The 16471-nt window shown below is 39.4% G+C and carries 13 protein-coding genes, 1 pseudogene and 1 riboswitch; of the genes and pseudogenes, 6 read left to right on the top strand and 8 right to left on the bottom strand.

From position 1 onward, the window contains the following. Window positions 1-3 precede the first annotated feature (3 nt). The 4 genes from rbsK to A4245_RS10235 all read left to right on the top strand — a co-directional run bounded on the left by rbsK (window position 4) and on the right by A4245_RS10235 (window position 4548). Window positions 4-897, top strand: coding sequence for a ribokinase (rbsK, locus tag A4245_RS10250; RefSeq protein WP_067727639.1), 894 nt, complete (start codon window positions 4-6; stop codon window positions 895-897). A gap of 17 nt (window positions 898-914) precedes the next feature. Further along, window positions 915-2153 (top strand): NupC/NupG family nucleoside CNT transporter, encoded by a 1239-nt coding sequence (locus tag A4245_RS10245; protein WP_067727638.1) that lies wholly within the window; start codon window positions 915-917, stop codon window positions 2151-2153. Between the two features lie 27 nt (window positions 2154-2180). Next, entirely contained in the window at window positions 2181-3113 is a 933-nt protein-coding gene (locus A4245_RS10240) for a nucleoside hydrolase (RefSeq protein WP_067727637.1), read from the top strand. An 88-nt stretch (window positions 3114-3201) separates the two neighbouring features. Beyond that, on the top strand, window positions 3202-4548 hold the full coding sequence (locus A4245_RS10235; protein WP_067727636.1) for a hypothetical protein: 1347 nt from the start codon (window positions 3202-3204) through the stop codon (window positions 4546-4548). Between the two features lie 482 nt (window positions 4549-5030). Here A4245_RS10235 and A4245_RS10230 read toward each other — a convergent pair. From A4245_RS10230 to A4245_RS10195, 8 genes and pseudogenes are all read right to left on the bottom strand, one after another. Continuing rightward, window positions 5031-5342, bottom strand: a pseudogene (locus A4245_RS10230) (CapA family protein); the annotation flags it as partial. Window positions 5343-5578: 236 nt separating this feature from the next. After that, window positions 5579-5863: a PTS sugar transporter subunit IIB gene (locus A4245_RS10225; protein ID WP_067727634.1), complete on the bottom strand. Its 285-nt coding sequence runs from the start codon at window positions 5861-5863 to the stop codon at window positions 5579-5581. 2 nt (window positions 5864-5865) lie between these two features. Then, window positions 5866-7194, bottom strand: coding sequence for a PTS galactitol transporter subunit IIC (locus A4245_RS10220; RefSeq protein WP_067727633.1), 1329 nt, complete (start codon window positions 7192-7194; stop codon window positions 5866-5868). A 67-nt stretch (window positions 7195-7261) separates the two neighbouring features. Further along, window positions 7262-8278: a thiazole biosynthesis adenylyltransferase ThiF gene (locus tag A4245_RS10215; RefSeq protein ID WP_067727632.1), complete on the bottom strand. Its 1017-nt coding sequence runs from the start codon at window positions 8276-8278 to the stop codon at window positions 7262-7264. Continuing rightward, entirely contained in the window at window positions 8278-9042 is a 765-nt protein-coding gene (locus tag A4245_RS10210; RefSeq protein WP_067727631.1) for a thiazole synthase, read from the bottom strand. Before A4245_RS10210 ends, A4245_RS10215 begins: the two co-directional genes overlap by 1 nt. A gap of 1 nt (window position 9043) precedes the next feature. Further along, window positions 9044-9247, bottom strand: a complete 204-nt coding sequence (gene thiS / locus A4245_RS10205) for a sulfur carrier protein ThiS (RefSeq protein ID WP_067727630.1) — start codon at window positions 9245-9247, stop codon at window positions 9044-9046. After that, window positions 9244-10368: a glycine oxidase ThiO gene (gene thiO, locus A4245_RS10200; protein ID WP_067727629.1), complete on the bottom strand. Its 1125-nt coding sequence runs from the start codon at window positions 10366-10368 to the stop codon at window positions 9244-9246. Before thiO ends, thiS begins: the two co-directional genes overlap by 4 nt. Further along, window positions 10352-11005 (bottom strand): thiamine phosphate synthase, encoded by a 654-nt coding sequence (locus A4245_RS10195; RefSeq protein ID WP_067727628.1) that lies wholly within the window; start codon window positions 11003-11005, stop codon window positions 10352-10354. Before A4245_RS10195 ends, thiO begins: the two co-directional genes overlap by 17 nt. A 98-nt stretch (window positions 11006-11103) precedes the next feature. Then, window positions 11104-11215: riboswitch (TPP riboswitch) on the bottom strand. A gap of 460 nt (window positions 11216-11675) precedes the next feature. Between A4245_RS10195 and A4245_RS10190 the strand changes: the two genes are divergently transcribed. After that, the gene (locus tag A4245_RS10190) at window positions 11676-12143 is read left to right on the top strand and encodes a PTS sugar transporter subunit IIA (protein WP_199860670.1); all 468 of its coding nucleotides are present in this window, start codon (window positions 11676-11678) and stop codon (window positions 12141-12143) included. Window positions 12144-12929: 786 nt separating this feature from the next. Continuing rightward, window positions 12930-16322: a phosphodiester glycosidase family protein gene (locus tag A4245_RS10185; RefSeq protein WP_067727626.1), complete on the top strand. Its 3393-nt coding sequence runs from the start codon at window positions 12930-12932 to the stop codon at window positions 16320-16322. The last annotated feature ends 149 nt before the right edge of the window (window positions 16323-16471 follow it).

Below are 16471 nucleotides of genomic sequence, written 5' to 3'. Positions count from 1 at the left end.
CAAATGAATGACCACCCAAAGGTTTGTGTTGTTGGAAGTATAAACATGGATATGGTGACGGCGGTAGATAAAATGCCTGGCCAAGGAGAAACAGTGTTAGGCGGGACATTTCGAACAAATCCAGGAGGAAAAGGAGCAAATCAAGCAGTTGCAGCTGCAAGATTAGGTGCTGAAGTGTCGCTTGTTGGAGCTATTGGGGATGATCCATTTGGGAAAATGCTTCTCAAGCACTTTGACTTAGAAAATATAAAACGTGAAGGTATTCAAATTTTTTCTGAGACATCAACTGGAATTGCAACCATTATTATATCCGAAAATGACAATCGGATTATCGTCTCGTCAGGTGCTAATTCCAAATTAACACCTGAAATTGTAGAAGCTTCTAAAGAAGTAATTATAAAGAGTGACATCATTCTTCTACAATTTGAAATTCCTATGGAAACGATAAGTTATATTGTCAATCTAGGTTATGAACATCATATTCCTGTGATCGTTAACCCAGCACCTTACAAATATATTCCAGAAAACATCTTAACGAAAGCAACTTTTTTTACACCAAATGAAGGTGAAGCGTTTTCTATGCGTTCCATGCCCTTATACGAATCGATTACGAATAAATTGATTACCACGAAGGGCAAACATGGTGCTGAATTTATAACTCCCACTTGTGAAGTGAAATCCGTTCATGCGTATGCAGTTTCTGTAAAAGACACCACTGGTGCAGGAGATACCTTTAATGGAGCCTTTGCCGTAGAAATTGCGAGAGGTAAATCATTAAGTGAAGCAATTAATTTTGCAAACGCAGCAGCAGCTTTGTCTGTAGGTAAAGTCGGTGCACAAGCTGGTATGCCTAAAAGAGATGAAGTAAATGAATTTCTAGTGAAAGTTCAAAAATAATAGAAGGGGTGAATGTAATGATATCAATTTTATGGGGCCTACTAGGTTGTGCTATTATTGTTGGAATAACCTATTTAATGTCTGAGAATAAAAAAGCAATTAATTTGAAAACGGTAACAATCGGATTCTTGTTACAGGTTATATTAGGTTTTATCGTATTTAAATGGAGCATTGGAATATCCTTTATTCAATTTATTTCTAACGGTGTAGATGCCATCATGACGGCTGGAAGAGAAGGATTACAGTTTGTTTTTGGTGAACTGGCTAACCCAAATGGAGTGGTTGGTTCGGTGTTCATTATCAATGTATTAACCATTATGGTGTTTTTAACAGCACTAATCGCGATTCTTTATCATTTTAAAATTATGCAATTTTTTGTTAGGATCGTTGGTGGTTTTATATCCAAGTTTATGAAAACTGGCTACGTAGAATCTACAAACGCAGTAACGAATATGTTCCTTGGTATGACGCAATCTGCTATTTCTGTAAAACCATACATCAGCCAAATTTCACGTTCACAGATTTTTGCAATTATGGTTGGGGGTCTTGCATCCGTTTCTGGGGCAGTACTTTTTGGATTAGTCGCATTAGGAGTTCCCGTTGATTATTTATTATCTGCAGCAATTATGTCTGCACCAGCCGGACTGATGATGGCAAAGTTAGTTATTCCGGAAACCAAGGAGCTCAGTGAATCAGAATGGAAGGAAATTGATAACTTTAACGCTTCCGCAACAGGAGAAAAATCAACATTTATGGATGCTGTAATTGATGGTTCCCGTGACGGCGTCAGTCTTACTGTCAATGCAGCAATGGTGTTAATTTCAATTATCGGACTTGTTGCTTTATTGGATATCATGCTGGGTGGAATCGGGTCCATTTTTGGAATGAGCAACTTATCCCTAAACTTAATATTCAGTTATATATTTTCACCATTAGCTTTAATTATTGGTATTCCTTGGAATGAAGCATTACTCGCAGGTAGTCTACTTGGTGAAAAAATGATTTTAAATGAATTTGTTGCTTTTACTTCTTTTGCAGAAGTTATGGGGCAATTTTCAGATAAATCAGTAGCCGTAATGACATTTGCTTTAGCTGGCTTTGCTAACATTGGATCGATTGGAATAATATTAGGAATCATGCTAGGAATTGCACCGAAGAGAAAGCATGAAATTCAAGGAATGGCGTTTAAATCATTAATTGTCGCAACATTAGCTAATTTGTTAAATGGAGCAATTGTAGGTATGTTCTTTTTCTAAAAATCTTTTATAAGGATGGGATATTTTATGAGTAAAATAATACTTGATGTCGATACAGGTGTGGATGATGCGCTAGCTATTATTTATGGAATAGAAAGTAAAAAAATTGACTTGCTTGGAATCACAACTGTAAGTGGAAATGTTCCTTTGCATATGACCGAACGGAACACACGAAAAGTACTTCGATTAATCGGACGAGAGGATATCAAAGTATATCCTGGAGCTGATAGACCGTTGATTCGTGAGCCTGAATATGAGTTTAGAGTCCATGGTACCGATGGAATTGGAAATGCTTTGGATGATATGAAGATAGAAAACCAAACCGAAGAGCAATTTGCTGCCGATTTTATTATAGAGCAAGCTAAAAAATATAAAGGGGATCTTACCCTTATAATGGTCGGTCCTGTTACTAACTTAGCATTGGCTTTGAGAAAAGAACCGAAAATCGCTGATTGGATTAATGAAGTAATCATTATGGGTGGCTTAGTATCGATGGCCGGGAAAGGGAATAAGTTGCCGAATTCAGAGTTCAATATTTTTGCTGATGCAGAAGCAGCTTCAATTGTGTTTCATTCGGGGATAGAAGTAACGTTGGTAAGTCTTGATGTAACACTGCAGACTTATATGAAGCTTGAGCATATTGAAAAGTTAAAGGGAACTAAATATTATGATTTTGTATTAAACAGTACAAAAGTTTTCCGTGCTTTTAGTGAAAAACAGTATGGAACAAATGGTTGTGCATTACACGATCCATTAACTATCGGTTACTTTCTTGACCCTTCCTATATCGAAACGAAAAAATACTTTGTAGATGTGGAAACTGTAAGTCCGCTTAATTATGGACAAACCATTTGTGATTTCAGAAATCTGTGGAAAAAGGAGCCAAATGTTAACATTTGCCTTAATGTTGATGCAGAAAGATTTATTGATGACTTTATCGAAACCTTAAAACAAGCATAATGATGTATTACAAGGAGGTTAAGTATACGTTACTTAGCCTCCTCCTATGTTTTGAAAGGAAATCTAAACAGGAAAAGAGGGTTAGCGGTTGAAATATATACAGTTTTATCTTATCTATGGAATTGTATTTTTATTATATATCCTGAATATATTTATACATTCCTCCACCATTCATTCCATTATTAGTTGGAGCGCATTGGTTGTTTTCATTCTTTCCTGGCCTTTGGCAACAAATTTATTTAAATTGATTAGTGTGATTTTTACAGTGACTGGTGTTTCTATGAGTTTTGCTTCGGGAGTTGCTTGGTATATGATTCCACAGCAATTCACTAATAATTTCCCCATGCTAATATTTTTAAGTATGCTTCCTTGGATGGCGAGTGCATTTAGTCTTGGTGAATACGATCAAAATCTAAAAGATATGATTTACGCGAAAAACAATCAGTTGGCCGAAATGTATGGAAAGAGTATCTCAACTACATATAGTTTGTTAATTTTTATAAATATCTCGGCGATTTTCTTAGTTCAACAGATTCTTATGGATAAGTTAAAAGGGATAGATCAAACGGTCAGAAATGATTTTATTATTAAGGTTACATTACGAACTTTCTCTCTTGCAGTAATCTGGAGTCCGATGGAAATTATTGTTGGAATAACGGTCGATGCTACCAATGTGAGCTTCTTGTCCTACCTCCCTTGGCTATTATTATGTTCCTTTTTACTAGCCATTATCGATGTCTACTTGAGTAAAAGAAGTTTTTCTGAAATTGAGATTGTCGATTCTACAAATGTAAATAAAAAACAATTAATGAGAGCATTGATGAAATTATTTTTTGTTTTGTTTGCTTTCTTTACTATCATCATCGTGAATAACTATATGTTTGAACTTAATTTTATTTTAACGGTATCTTTAGTCATTCTTCCGTTTACTTTTATTTGGTCAATATTCATGCGTCTTCCTTACACGTTTTTCAGATTTGGTTGGAAAAACTGGAAGAATTATAATAATGGTATGCAAAATTTTATGGTGTTATTTCTTTCACTTGCATTATTTTCGGAGGGATTTAACCAGACGTCGATCCCAGAGATTCTGCAGAACATTTTTGGTCAGTTCTCCGACTATTATCTATTCAACTTTATTTTAATTACATTGATTTATTTTGCGATGGGGTTAATTGGGGTGCATCCTGTTGCAACGATTGCCATCTTATTGGAAGTATTAAGCCCGTTATTCAGTATAATTAACCCGATGAGTATAGGAATCGTCTTAATCATATCTGCGCTCGCAACATCAGCTTCTGCACCTTATGGTATTAATGCAACACTTACCTCACAAACAATTGGCGTTTCACCATACTACATTACGAAGGTTAACTTTCCATTTTCTATTCTTATGAGCGCTGTGGGAATTTTGGTTGCAATGCTTGTCTTGTAGAATGGACATGGGGATAAATCCTGTCCCTGTGTCCGTTATGGTGACGGTGTTTTTAAAGACCCATCCGGGAAAATATGGGAGTTTGCGGGTCCTGTTGTGTCGCCAGCTTATACGAAAGGTCTAGAAGATACTCCAAAAGATATTATCTCGGATCTGCTTGGCGAAGAACTTAATCAAGCGATATCCATATTCATTAAGAATAAAGACTACTCGTAGGTGATGCAATGTGGGTACAGGCACAATTCCTTTTGTAGCTAACCGACCAGATTGGTTCCTTGTCTGACTTAACTTCTGGTAGCAGTGATAAAAGAACGGAATGAATATCTTTTTGGAGGCTTTTAATATTTCAATTGTATCTTTTCTAAGTATCTTCTAGAAGTAAGTATAAAGGCAACAAGCCCCCTTTCAAGTGACTTTATATCTTAGACCCATTATTATATCAATCAAAAAACCACGAATGATAAAACCTTTTATTTAACAACCTACTCCCCACTCGAAAACACAGAAATACTTTCCTCCGAACTATAATCTCTATAAGCAAAAGTATTCTCAGGTATTTCCTCACTCAGGGTCAATATCTTATTCAGCACCCGTTCTGCTTCGTTCCCTTCCAGAGGAGTCGGTTGGTAGTTATTTCGATTCGTAACAGAAGAAATACTTGTTGGGATAAACTTTATATCCGTTAGCTCGTCAAAGGCAAAATGGAAGGTTTGCTGAAAAATAAATGTATCCTTGTCAACCGGGTTTCTGTTTCTACCAAACATAAAGTCTCCAAGACTATAAACAATATATTTTGAAAGGTCCACAGGGACAGGCACCGCGGACCATTTTCGCCGAGTGCGTTGGCAGTGCTGAGCCTGGTTTCTCTGTTCAATATACAGGCCTCAACATTGGAGAACGATTTTAATTGCTCACTCTGCATCTACCATCTGTTACAAGTATAATATAGGTGTGTTTTGATTTACTAGTCGAAACAGGCTCATTCCCCGGTACGTTGTATGAGTTGGACCAGGGTTCCTGTCCCCGCGGTTCACCTACGAATTCTATTTTTAATGTTTTCAAAAACTTCTTCTGATCCATTACCTATTAACAATGGAACTCCATCAATCACATTCTCCTTTAAATCATCCGGAACGATCGTAGCGGAGATGATAAAGTCATAATCCTGTTGTACATGGAATGCTTCACTGACTTTTCCTTGATGCAGTTCCACATGTTCCAGGAGGTTTTCGTTTTTCAACCATTCTGTTAATCGCGCCATGATGATGGTAGATGTAGCAATCCCTGTCGCGCAAATGACTAACACTTTTTTCATGTTTATTTTCCGTCCTTTTTCATTTTATTTACATAAACTAAGCCGGCTAAAGCACCTAAACCAATTGCACCAATCCCATACCAGCTTAATAATTTTCCTAGCCCTGCGAATATGGCTGTTGTCCAAACAGCACCGTCAACAAGGGAAGAGACGCTGGAATTACTTCCTATATCAAAGTCCGAAGCCAAAGCCATTTCCGTAAATATCGGGGATAGCCATGTAGCGATATATAATCCAACACTGATGTAAATGCTTGCTGCGATGACTGTGCGGACGATGTTTCCTTTAAACACAGGTACCATTAAACAAATTAAAAATGGGATTGTTGCTAGGTCACCGAATGGCAAAACTCTATTTCCGGGTAAAATGACTGCTAGAAATAACGTAAGTGGTATCATGACTAAGGAAGCGGATAATACAGCGGGATGTCCTACTGCTAGCGCACTGTCCATTCCGATATAGAGCTCCCTGTCTGGATACTTATTCTTTAGTTTTTTACTGGCAGCTTCTGAAATAGGTGTCAGTCCTTCCATTAACAAGGCAACCATTTTTGGCATCAAAAACAGGACGGCAGCAGTCTGTATAGATAGTTGCAATATATCTTGGATGTTGTAGCCTGCAACTAAACCGATAAGCAAACCAAGCAATGCACCTAAGACAATCGTATGTCCGAACATTCCGAAACGTTTTTGTATAGAAGCTGGGTCTGCTTTTAACATATTAAATCCTGGGATTTTGTCAAAAACGGCATTTAATGGTTTCGCTAAAAAATAGGATGGTGCGGATGCGGCATGTGGAAAGGTAATTTGCTTTAATCCAAAATACTGTTGCATATCTTTCGCTAACATATCACCCATGAAGAGCACCACTATAGCATGCACTGCGATTGTAAATAGACCTAACGCGAAATCATTTGTCAACGCATAAATGAGCGATCCTGTAAAAGCAATATGCCAATAATTCCAAATATCCACATTGACTGTTTTCGTTAATCCGAAAGTCAATAATAATAGGTTGATTCCAATTCCTATAGGAATAGCAAGACTTCCAAGTGCAGTTCCATAGGAAATAGCTGCTGCAGCAGGCCAGCCAACATCAATTGTTTGTAAGTTTAAACCGAAATGTTCGACCATGGAGTGCGCCGCAGGTCCTAAACTCGTCGTGAGTAAGTTTAAGATGAGATTCAATCCTACAAAACCAACGCCGACAATCAATCCGGAATACAATGCTTTTCCTGGATTTGTACCAAGCAGTACTGCAAAAATAAAAATAATCATTGGGAGCATCACACTCGCTCCCAAATCGACAAACCATTGTAAAACTTCCAACATACCGCCCTCCAGACTAGTTTCTATCTAATTCAATTGAAATACCATATAGAGAATGGCATTTCACAGCTCATCCGAAATACCGGTAATATAATGATTTTGCTTCGGTCACATCATTCGTTCCATGCACAAGTACACGTCCATCGTGAAACATGACCAAACGATGCGGTTCATTCGTAAAAGATAATAGAAATGAATTTTGTTCGACTTTTCCTATATTGAAAAGACGTGCCGCAATCGTTTCTAAGTCTCGATTTCCAGCTGCTGTCGGTCTGATCTGAACCGTATCTCTCCCACATAGTACGGCTGTCTTTGTTTGACTTTCATAATTTAAATGTGGGTATGTCGGTGCTTGACCACAGGAATGGCAGCTTGTATTTTTGAACGTGCTGACATCAATGGAAGCTTGCTGATTTGTCCAAAGATCAAAGGAAATGAGTTGCCGTCTCAATGCTTCCCGATTATCGGTTAGAATTTTTAAAGCTTCTGCCGATTGATGGGCAACAACCATCTGAACAACGGGACTGATAACACCTGCCGTATCACAAGTCATCCCGCCCATTGGCACTTGTTGCAATAAACAATGCAAACAGGGCGTTTCATTTGGAAGAATCGTATAACTGATGCCGTAGCTTGCAACGACAGCGCCGTATATCCATGGAATATGATGTTTTTGCGATATGTCATTGATAATGAGTCGAATATCGAAATTATCTGTTGCATCAATAATTAGATCAACGCCATCGGTAAGCTGGCTCATTTCCAACGGGGTGACATCGATGATTTTGGCTTCAATTTGCACATCCCGGTTAATTTCCTCTAATCTTCTTTTTGCTGCAATGACTTTTGGCATGCGACTATTCGCATCACTCTCTGTGTACAGCTGTTGACGCTGCAAGTTGCTCCACTCGACGTAATCCCGGTCAACGATGGTTATTTTTCCAACTCCAGAACGAACAAGGATCTCCGCATTTCCTGTACCAAGTGCACCTGCACCAATCAGTAGGACATGCTTCTCTGCCAACTTTTTCTGTCCCACTTGACCGATGGGCGAAAATAATATTTGTCTGGAATAACGGTCATTCATTAGATGCTAATCCCTTCTGTTGGGCTGCTTGCGGTTGCATAACGTTTTTTTGGAATGCGACCTGCTTCATAGCCGAGTCTACCTGCCTCTACAGCGAGTTTCATCGCTTCAGCCATTTTGACAGGGTCATGGGATGCGGAAACAGCTGTATTTAAAAGAACCCCGTCAGCCCCGAGCTCCATTGCAAAGGCAGCATCTTTTGGAGAACCTATTCCTGCGTCAACAATGACAGGCACATTTGCTTGTTCAATAATAAAGCTTAAGTTAAGCGGATTAATAATACCTTGCCCTGAGCCAATAGGGGATGCACCGGGCATGATCGCATGGGCACCTAATTCTTCCAGTTTTCGTGCCAAAACGACGTCATCGGAAGTATAGGGAAGTACAATGAATCCCTCTTTCAATAATTCTTCCGTAGCCCGTAATGTTTCTACAGGGTCTGGCAGCAAGGTTTTATCACAGCCAATCACCTCGACTTTCACCATGTCACATAGTCCGGATGCTTTCGCAAGTTTGGCTGTCCGAACCGCTTCCTCAGCGGTTTTTGCACCGGCTGTATTGGGTAAAAGATCATAATTTTTCAAGTCGATTCTTTCCAGGAAATTCGGCTGGGAGGCTTCAAAGATATCCATCCGGCGCACCGAAAAGGTTAGAATATTTGTTTCTGATACGTCAACCGCTTCTTTCTGAATAGCAAAGCTTGGGTATTTCCCGGTTCCTAAAAGTAATCGGGAATTAAATTGTTTTTTACCAATCGTTAACATGTCATCCGCCTCCTACAAATTGTACCAATTCTATTTTGTCACCATCTGCGACGATTCGTTCAGTATGGTGATTTTTCTCCAAAATTTCTCCGTTATGCTCCACAATGACAATGGGGTCCTGTTCAAAAAAATGGGTAATGACATCAGCAATCGTATTTACATCACTTGGAACTTGTAAATCATTTCCATTCACTAGCAGGTTCATATGTTCGCCTCCTTCATATATGGAATTCTGTTGATAGAAAACGGGTGATCGCCAGCCTTTCCATCGATCATATCAGCCATTAATAAACCGGTAACAGGAGCTAATAAAATACCATTTCGGTAATGGCCAGTTGCAACGAATAGCCCTGCAACATGTGGATGTTCTCCGAGATACGGCAATCCATCTCCTGTTTGCGGGCGAATGCCAGCCCATGCCTTCTCCCATTTGGCATTTTTCAATGCTGGAATGATGTTTACCGCTTGAGTCATTAACGAATAAAGTCCATCCAGTTGAACAGATTCATCAAACGTATCTGGCTTTTCTGTAGCACCAATAATTAATCTGCCGCCAGACTTCGGAACGATATAGCCCCCAGATGAAAAAATACTTGATGTGATGATACGTTTATGCGTATTTACGGAAAAGCATTCGCCTTTTACGGGATACGTTTCTAATGATATGCCCGTTCTCTCTAAGATTTGTTTGCTCCATGCACCGCCCGCAATAACGACATGATCGGCGAGATGGATGTCTGTTCCTGTTCTTACACCGGATATCCGGTTATTCTCTTGAATTAATTCCTGTACTTCGGTATATTCCAGGAAGTCTGCTCCTAAAGCAGCTGCAGATTGGGCCAATGCTTTGGATAAAAGTGGGGCTGACACTTGACCGTCATTTGGCAAATATAATCCGCCTTGTACAACTTCGGAAAGTTCTGGTTCTCTTTCCTTCACTTGCATCGTAGTCAACCATTCTGCTTTTTCTCCTAATCTCTCTTGAAAGGATGCGATTGCCCGTAAGTGTGCCGCCTCTTCTTCTGACTGGGCAACTTTTATAATCCCACTTTGGATAAGCTCAATATTGATATTAGATAAAAATTGAAGTTCTTCCGCTAAGGCCGGAAACATTGCTCTGCTTTTAAGAGCAAAGGGAAGAAGCGGACTATTTTCACCTATTTCATTTTGCGCACCTAACATGCCTGCAGCAGCACGTGATGCTTTTTGAGCGAGTGCCTCTTTTTCTACAACGAGTACATGATAATTACGCTTACTCAAATAGAATGCAATGGAACTGCCGATGACACCCCCGCCAACGATAATGACGTCATAATGTTTCTTCATTTTTTGCCCCCTTTCTTAATGCATGCCTATAGGAGATTGCCTTTGCAACAGGATCACTGGACAATAACACTCCTGATAAAACCGCGATACCGCTTGCACCATGATTGATAAGCTGTGGCGTATTTTGAGAGGTGATGCCACCAATTGCAATTACTGGAATGGATACATGCTGAACGACTTGTTTCAAGCCATCCAATCCTTTTGGCTTTACGCCAGGTTTTGAGCGGCTTTCAAATACATGACCATATAGCAAGTAATCTGCACCATGTAAAGCAGCGAAAACAGCTTCTTCCACGGTATGGACGGAACAGCCAATGTGTAAGGATCTATACGCTTTTCTTGCCACTGATACATCGATACTTTGATAAGTTAATTGAACGCCCCGAACCTGCATTGCGTTGGCTACATCAATATGGTGATTGACGATGATTTTTTCAAGTGGAATGCCATTGGAATGGAGTAGTTTGATTGTTTGAGTCAATTGGTAATCAGACCATGATTTCTCCCGAATATGAAAAGCATCTACATATTCGTTTAACTTTGCAGCAATGGATACAAACATTTCGGGTGATTGTTCACCAGTTGAGATAATATGAAGTTCTCCACATGTATCACCTTGACTGTTAAAATCATTCATCCCAAGTTTCTCCTTTAAGATTATTTGAAAAAATAAAAAAACCACTTTCCGTATATGGGGAAAGTGGTTTTATCGCATCATTAAACAAGTATATTACGATATCCGTTCTTTCACTTCCCTCCGCCGGCATCAATCCGTATCAGGTTCAAAGAGTCCCAAAGTCAATTACTTTGATCTCAGCCCTTTTAAAAGGCACCCCTAGTGAATCATTAAATATTTGATTATTTAGTTAAATAATAGCATACTTACAACAATTGTCAATAGTCTAATTATTATGGTTTGGGTAGGGTGATTGTCATTGTAGCCACTTTTCGCTCTCACAAAGTCGCTGTCTAATCAAAAGCAAATATTTTCATATATTACCCACCTTTTTATATACTGTAGGTGAAAATACGGGTGTAGTCCTTCCTTGGATTAAAGAGTTGTAAAAAAGGAAGCCTATATAATCGGGTTGACAGAAAATGAAGAATCTACCATTTAAAAAAGTAGTTGATTATCTATTGGTCAAAGTAAAGACAAATTTAATTTGCTCACGGACTGAAAGCATACTTTCAGTCATCAAGTTTTCGATGGTATTGTAACCTAGCTAAGAGTTAACAGGTTTTATAAAAGAACAGTTTAGTATAAGAGGCAGTGGTTGGTAAAAGGAGAATACAAGGAGGATAAAGTTTTGAAAACGGAGGATTATTTTAATGAGAAGTTGACCTTTTTAATTGAAGAAAACGAACAAAAACAAGTACTGGAGAAATTAGCCGATGAGCTTCATGAAAAGGGATACGTTAAAGAAACATTCAAGCAAGCAGTTCTTGATCGAGAGGAAAAGTTCCCTACTGGATTGCTTATAGATGGAATTGGAGTGGCTATTCCTCATACCGATAGTATCCACGTGAATAAAGCTACAATTGCTGTATGCATTTTGAAAGAACCTGTCCTTTTTCAGCATATGGTTGCTAAAGGAGAAGTAGTGCAAGTTCACCTTATTTTTATGCTTGTCATTCAGGATTCTTCTAATCAGGTTCATGTTTTACAGTCGATAATCAATCTTTTACAAGATAGGCAAGTCATTAACAAAATGATGAAAGCTACTTCAAAAACAGATATTGTTACTATGCTAAAGGATTATACAAGAGCCTCATAAATCAGAAAGAAGAAGTTCTGGTGCCGCGCTTCCCGAATTAATCTGCTGTTTCTTTAATTGGGGTGTTGACCCTAAGCCTGGACAAGTATCCTTCCGTACTGTAAAAGATAACCCACATGGAATTATGCTATTCGACTTAGTATATTTAGAAATGTATGGGTTGGTGGGATAGTATAAAAGAAGAGTTTTCTAATGATACAAAAGCAGCACATCAAATTACCGGAATATTGAAGGTGGTTCGTGAAGACAAGTAAATAAAAGGTTGGGCTAGATAAATACTATCTAGTCCAAAAAAGCAAAACTTCAATTGGTGGAAATTTCATTTTATATTCAACTGATTGAGGTTTGCTTTATTTTGTGGGGAGTGAGTTATTTCTTTAGAAGCAGGTTTATGTAACTGCTAAACTATGAAAGACCATTTCTGCTAGATAAGAAATAGAGAACTAGAAGGACAGAACCGCAGTTCATTTTTATAGTTTTAACCGAGTTTGCTGGCAGTACTGAGTCTGTATTTTCTACTCGATATACAGAGCCCTTCGCGGAGAAGGAGTTTAACTTGTTAGTTGGACCAGGGTTCCTGTCCCCCTGGGTCACTGTCCCCCTGGGTCAGAAACGTAAATATACCTCCTCCTTTTATCCTATAAAAATTTATAATATTCATACATTTATTAAATATTGCTTTGCTAGTATTAGAGTAGAAAGGAAGAGGAGGGAGGATATTTAAGTATTTGTCTTTATTAATTTCAGTTTCTAATCTACTTTTTAAAAAACAGGGAGGGATTTAAGTTGAACCGAAAATGGATCAGTAGTATGTTTGCTAGTTTGCTCTTCTTAACATCTGTTTTTCCAGCGCCAGTTGCGCTTGCGAAGGAAAATCCTGTAGCTGATTCCAGATCTGCGTCATCGGATAAAACGGAGCCGATTATTACAGTAGGCCCAGCTGGAAAGACAATTGTTTCAAGTGAAGAGACAACAACAATTGGACCGGGAATAGAACTGACTCACTTTGAGCGGTTTGATGCGCGTGGGTGGTTAAATGGAGAAGTGATGACGGTTGATCTTGCAAATGAAGCAGTTTCTGCGGATTTGCTCTATTCAGGTGTCATTACTGATTCCAAGCCATTATCAGAAATGGCTAAACAATCTGGTGCAGTTGGCGGAGTAAATGGGGACTTTTTTGATATTAATAATACGAAAGCTCCGTCCGGTACAATGATTGAAAGTGGTTCATTATTAAAAGGACCACAAGGATCGCATACGTTAACAGCTGGAGTAAATGAACATGGAATTGGGGACATTACCTCTATTTTTTTGGAAGGCACTGTTCAGCTTCCGAATGGTGAGCGACCGCTTGCGGCATTGAACCAGTCGAGCATTCCATCGAACGGAATTGGGGTCTATACACCAGTTTGGGGAGAAGCACAACGAGCGAATGCCGGAAGTTCTGTATATGAAGTAACAGTCCAAGACGGTAAAGTGACTGCTGTCTCCAATGAAGTAGGACGAGGAGCAATAGAAGAAAACACATTTGTACTTGTTGGTCGAGAAACGGGTGCGGATTATTTAAAAGAACTTTCCGTTGGTGATGAAGTAAACGTTTCCTACGCACCGAAAATCGATAGAGATGCTTTAATGAATTTTGCCATCGGTGGAAATACGATTTTAGTAGAAAATGGCCAGGTACCAACAAATATAGATGACAATTTAACCGCACCAAGGACAGCGGTCGGTTTCTCAGAGGACGGGCAAACGATGATTTTAGGAATTATTGACGGCCGTCAAGTGGACAGCCGCGGAATGACGTATAAAGAAATGGGGGAATTGATGAAGGAATATGGTGCGTACCAAGCATTGAATCTGGATGGTGGCGGTTCTTCTACCATGGTTGCACGTAAGCCAGGGGAAACAGATGCCGATATTGTAAATAATCCATCAGATGGAACGGAGCGGTATGTATCCAATGGAATTGGAATCTTTGCTGAAGCGGGGAGCGGGGAGCTATCAAACTTTGCCGTTCAAACTGTGGTGGAGGATGATAATAGCCATCGTGTTTTTCCGGGCTTAAGCAGAAGCTTTGTCGGTCTCGGTCATGATGAAAATTATTCCCCTGTCAATGTAGAGGGAATAAGGTGGCAGGCGCTTCCAGCAGATGTTGGATCGTTTGATGAATCTGGTGTTTTTTATGCGGAAAAGTCAGGGTCGGCAGTAGCGCAGGCGCAAATTGAATCGGCAAAAGGAACAAAGGATATTACGGTACTTGGTGAGCTGGATCGATTGGAAACTTCACAATCGTATCTTGGTCTTGAAATGGGGAAAAACGGAGTCTTCTCGGTTATTGGTTATGATAAGGATGGTTATGCTGCACCGATTGAAGCACTTGATATGGAATTAGACTATAATGATTCTATTATTTTCATAGAAGAAAATCACGATGGCACTTTTTCAGTAGAGCCAAAACAGGATGGTACATCTGCACTGATTACAATCAGTGTGAAGGACAAGCGTGTTGAGCTTCCGGTATCAATAGGGATGGAAACAGTGCAGATTTCAGATTTTGAAGATACGGCAGACGAATGGAGGTTTTCTACTGCTCGTGGTTCTGGAAGCTTAGGAACAACAGATGGGGTAGAAGGAAATGGATTACTGGTCAATTATGATTTTTCATTATCAACCGGAACGAGAACAGCAAATGCTCATCCAGTTTCAACAATGATGCTCCCTGGAGAGCCTAGAAAAATAGGCATGTCCGTTAAAGGAGAAGGAAAAGGAGAATGGATGTCCTTCACGTTGCGCGATGCAGCTGGAACGTACTATTATTTGTACGGTCCGTATGTAACGTGGACAGGTTGGGAAAATATCGAGATGAATATTCCAGAAGGTGTGCAATATCCGTTAGAATTAAGAACGATTGGCGCGATTGAAACGAGTGCAAGTAAGCAGTACACAGGCCAATTAGTTTATGATAATTTAGTTGTTGAAGTTCCGCCAAGCATTGAAATGCCAGAAAGAGAAGTGGCTAAACCAGATCCATTGATTGTTCAAAACGATACGATTGGAGAGGATCGCTGGAAATTTGCAATGCTAGCAGATAGCCAGTTTGTTGCAAGTTCTCCAAATAGTCGTCAAGTACAAATGGCCCGAGAGTCTTTACGTGAGATTGTCGCAGAAAACCCTGAATTCATTGTTATTAATGGTGACCTTGTGGATACAGCTTGGGAAGAGGATTTCGAATTGGCTAAACAAATATTGGAAGAAGAAATAGGGGACATCCCAGTCTATTATATTCCTGGTAATCACGAAATTCAGGGGCCAGGAACATTAGATAACTTCTTAAATGTATTTGAAGAGAATCGCTATAGCTTTGATCATAATGGAACACGATTTATTCTGCTTGATACATCGACTGGCAGTTATCGTATTAGTGATTTTGACCAGCTGGTTGAGCTGAAGCAATCCTTAAATGATGCAGCGACAGATCCGACCATTAATAATGTCGTTGTTGTTGGTCATCACCCTACACGCGACCCACTGCCAACAAAAAATAGTCAACTCTCCGACCAGAAGGAGGCTGCGCTAATGGAGGATTGGTTAACCGATTTCCGAGAAACTTCCAATGGAAAAGGTGCTATCTACATTAGCGGTCATGCTCATATGGTTCACCTGGAACGTGTAGAAGGAGTTCCATATTTGATTGTTGGACCATCAGGTAAATCTCCATACGGAACACCTGATAATGGTGGATTTTATGCTTGGACCATGTTTGGCATTGATCCAACACCTGTTCCTGACCATGCATTTGGCCCAGAACAAGGAGCAGAGCAAAGTAAAGTAAAGGATTCGGATTGGATTGAAGTAGAGATTCGTCCAGCATTAGATTCGATAACGATAAATGCACCGGAAACAATTAAAGCTGGTGAAACTGCCGATATTACAGCAACAGGTCATCAAGCTGGAAATCTGGATTTTCCACTCAGCTACCCAGCGTCTGTTAATTGGGAAGGCAGTGACAATGTATTTATTGGCTCAGGTGATAAATTAGAACACGCGAAAATATCTAACAAATATGCCGCAGTATTCAATCCAGCGACAGGAGAACTTACCGCACTTACAAGCGGTGAGATTTCATTGAAAGTCATCTCGAATAATGTAGAGGCAGTACATGAGTTGGTGGTAGAGTAATTGGCAGTTTTTAGCAGCTAAATAATAAGGGACTGAGATATAAATTAAAAGTTCCATTAATAAAAACAATTAATTTCAGGATAAGCAAGCTTTTAAGAAGAAAAATCCGAACTAATTTGAATTCTAACCAAAGAATTCGAATCATAGTT

The sequence above is a fragment of the Oceanobacillus damuensis genome (assembly GCF_001618145.1).
Taxonomy (GTDB): domain Bacteria; phylum Bacillota; class Bacilli; order Bacillales; family Amphibacillaceae; genus Oceanobacillus; species Oceanobacillus damuensis.
The sequence above is the reverse complement of the archived record's forward strand: the minus strand, read 5'-3'. Positions and strand labels throughout refer to the sequence as shown.

Bases quoted from the DNA above. Each gene is read 5' to 3' on its own strand.
- A4245_RS10210 (WP_067727631.1), bottom strand. From the start codon at position 9,042: ATGTTAACGATTGGTAAAAAACAATTTAATTCCCGATTACTTTTAGGA.
- A4245_RS10215 (WP_067727632.1), bottom strand. From the start codon at position 8,278: ATGAATGACCGTTATTCCAGACAAATATTATTTTCGCCCATCGGTCAA.
- thiS (WP_067727630.1), bottom strand. From the start codon at position 9,247: ATGAACCTGCTAGTGAATGGAAATGATTTACAAGTTCCAAGTGATGTA.
- A4245_RS10240 (WP_067727637.1), top strand. From the start codon at position 2,181: ATGAGTAAAATAATACTTGATGTCGATACAGGTGTGGATGATGCGCTA.
- A4245_RS10220 (WP_067727633.1), bottom strand. From the start codon at position 7,194: ATGTTGGAAGTTTTACAATGGTTTGTCGATTTGGGAGCGAGTGTGATG.
- A4245_RS10225 (WP_067727634.1), bottom strand. From the start codon at position 5,863: ATGAAAAAAGTGTTAGTCATTTGCGCGACAGGGATTGCTACATCTACC.
- rbsK (WP_067727639.1), top strand. From the start codon at position 4: ATGAATGACCACCCAAAGGTTTGTGTTGTTGGAAGTATAAACATGGAT.
- A4245_RS10195 (WP_067727628.1), bottom strand. From the start codon at position 11,005: ATGAATGATTTTAACAGTCAAGGTGATACATGTGGAGAACTTCATATT.
- A4245_RS10245 (WP_067727638.1), top strand. From the start codon at position 915: ATGATATCAATTTTATGGGGCCTACTAGGTTGTGCTATTATTGTTGGA.
- thiO (WP_067727629.1), bottom strand. From the start codon at position 10,368: ATGAAGAAACATTATGACGTCATTATCGTTGGCGGGGGTGTCATCGGC.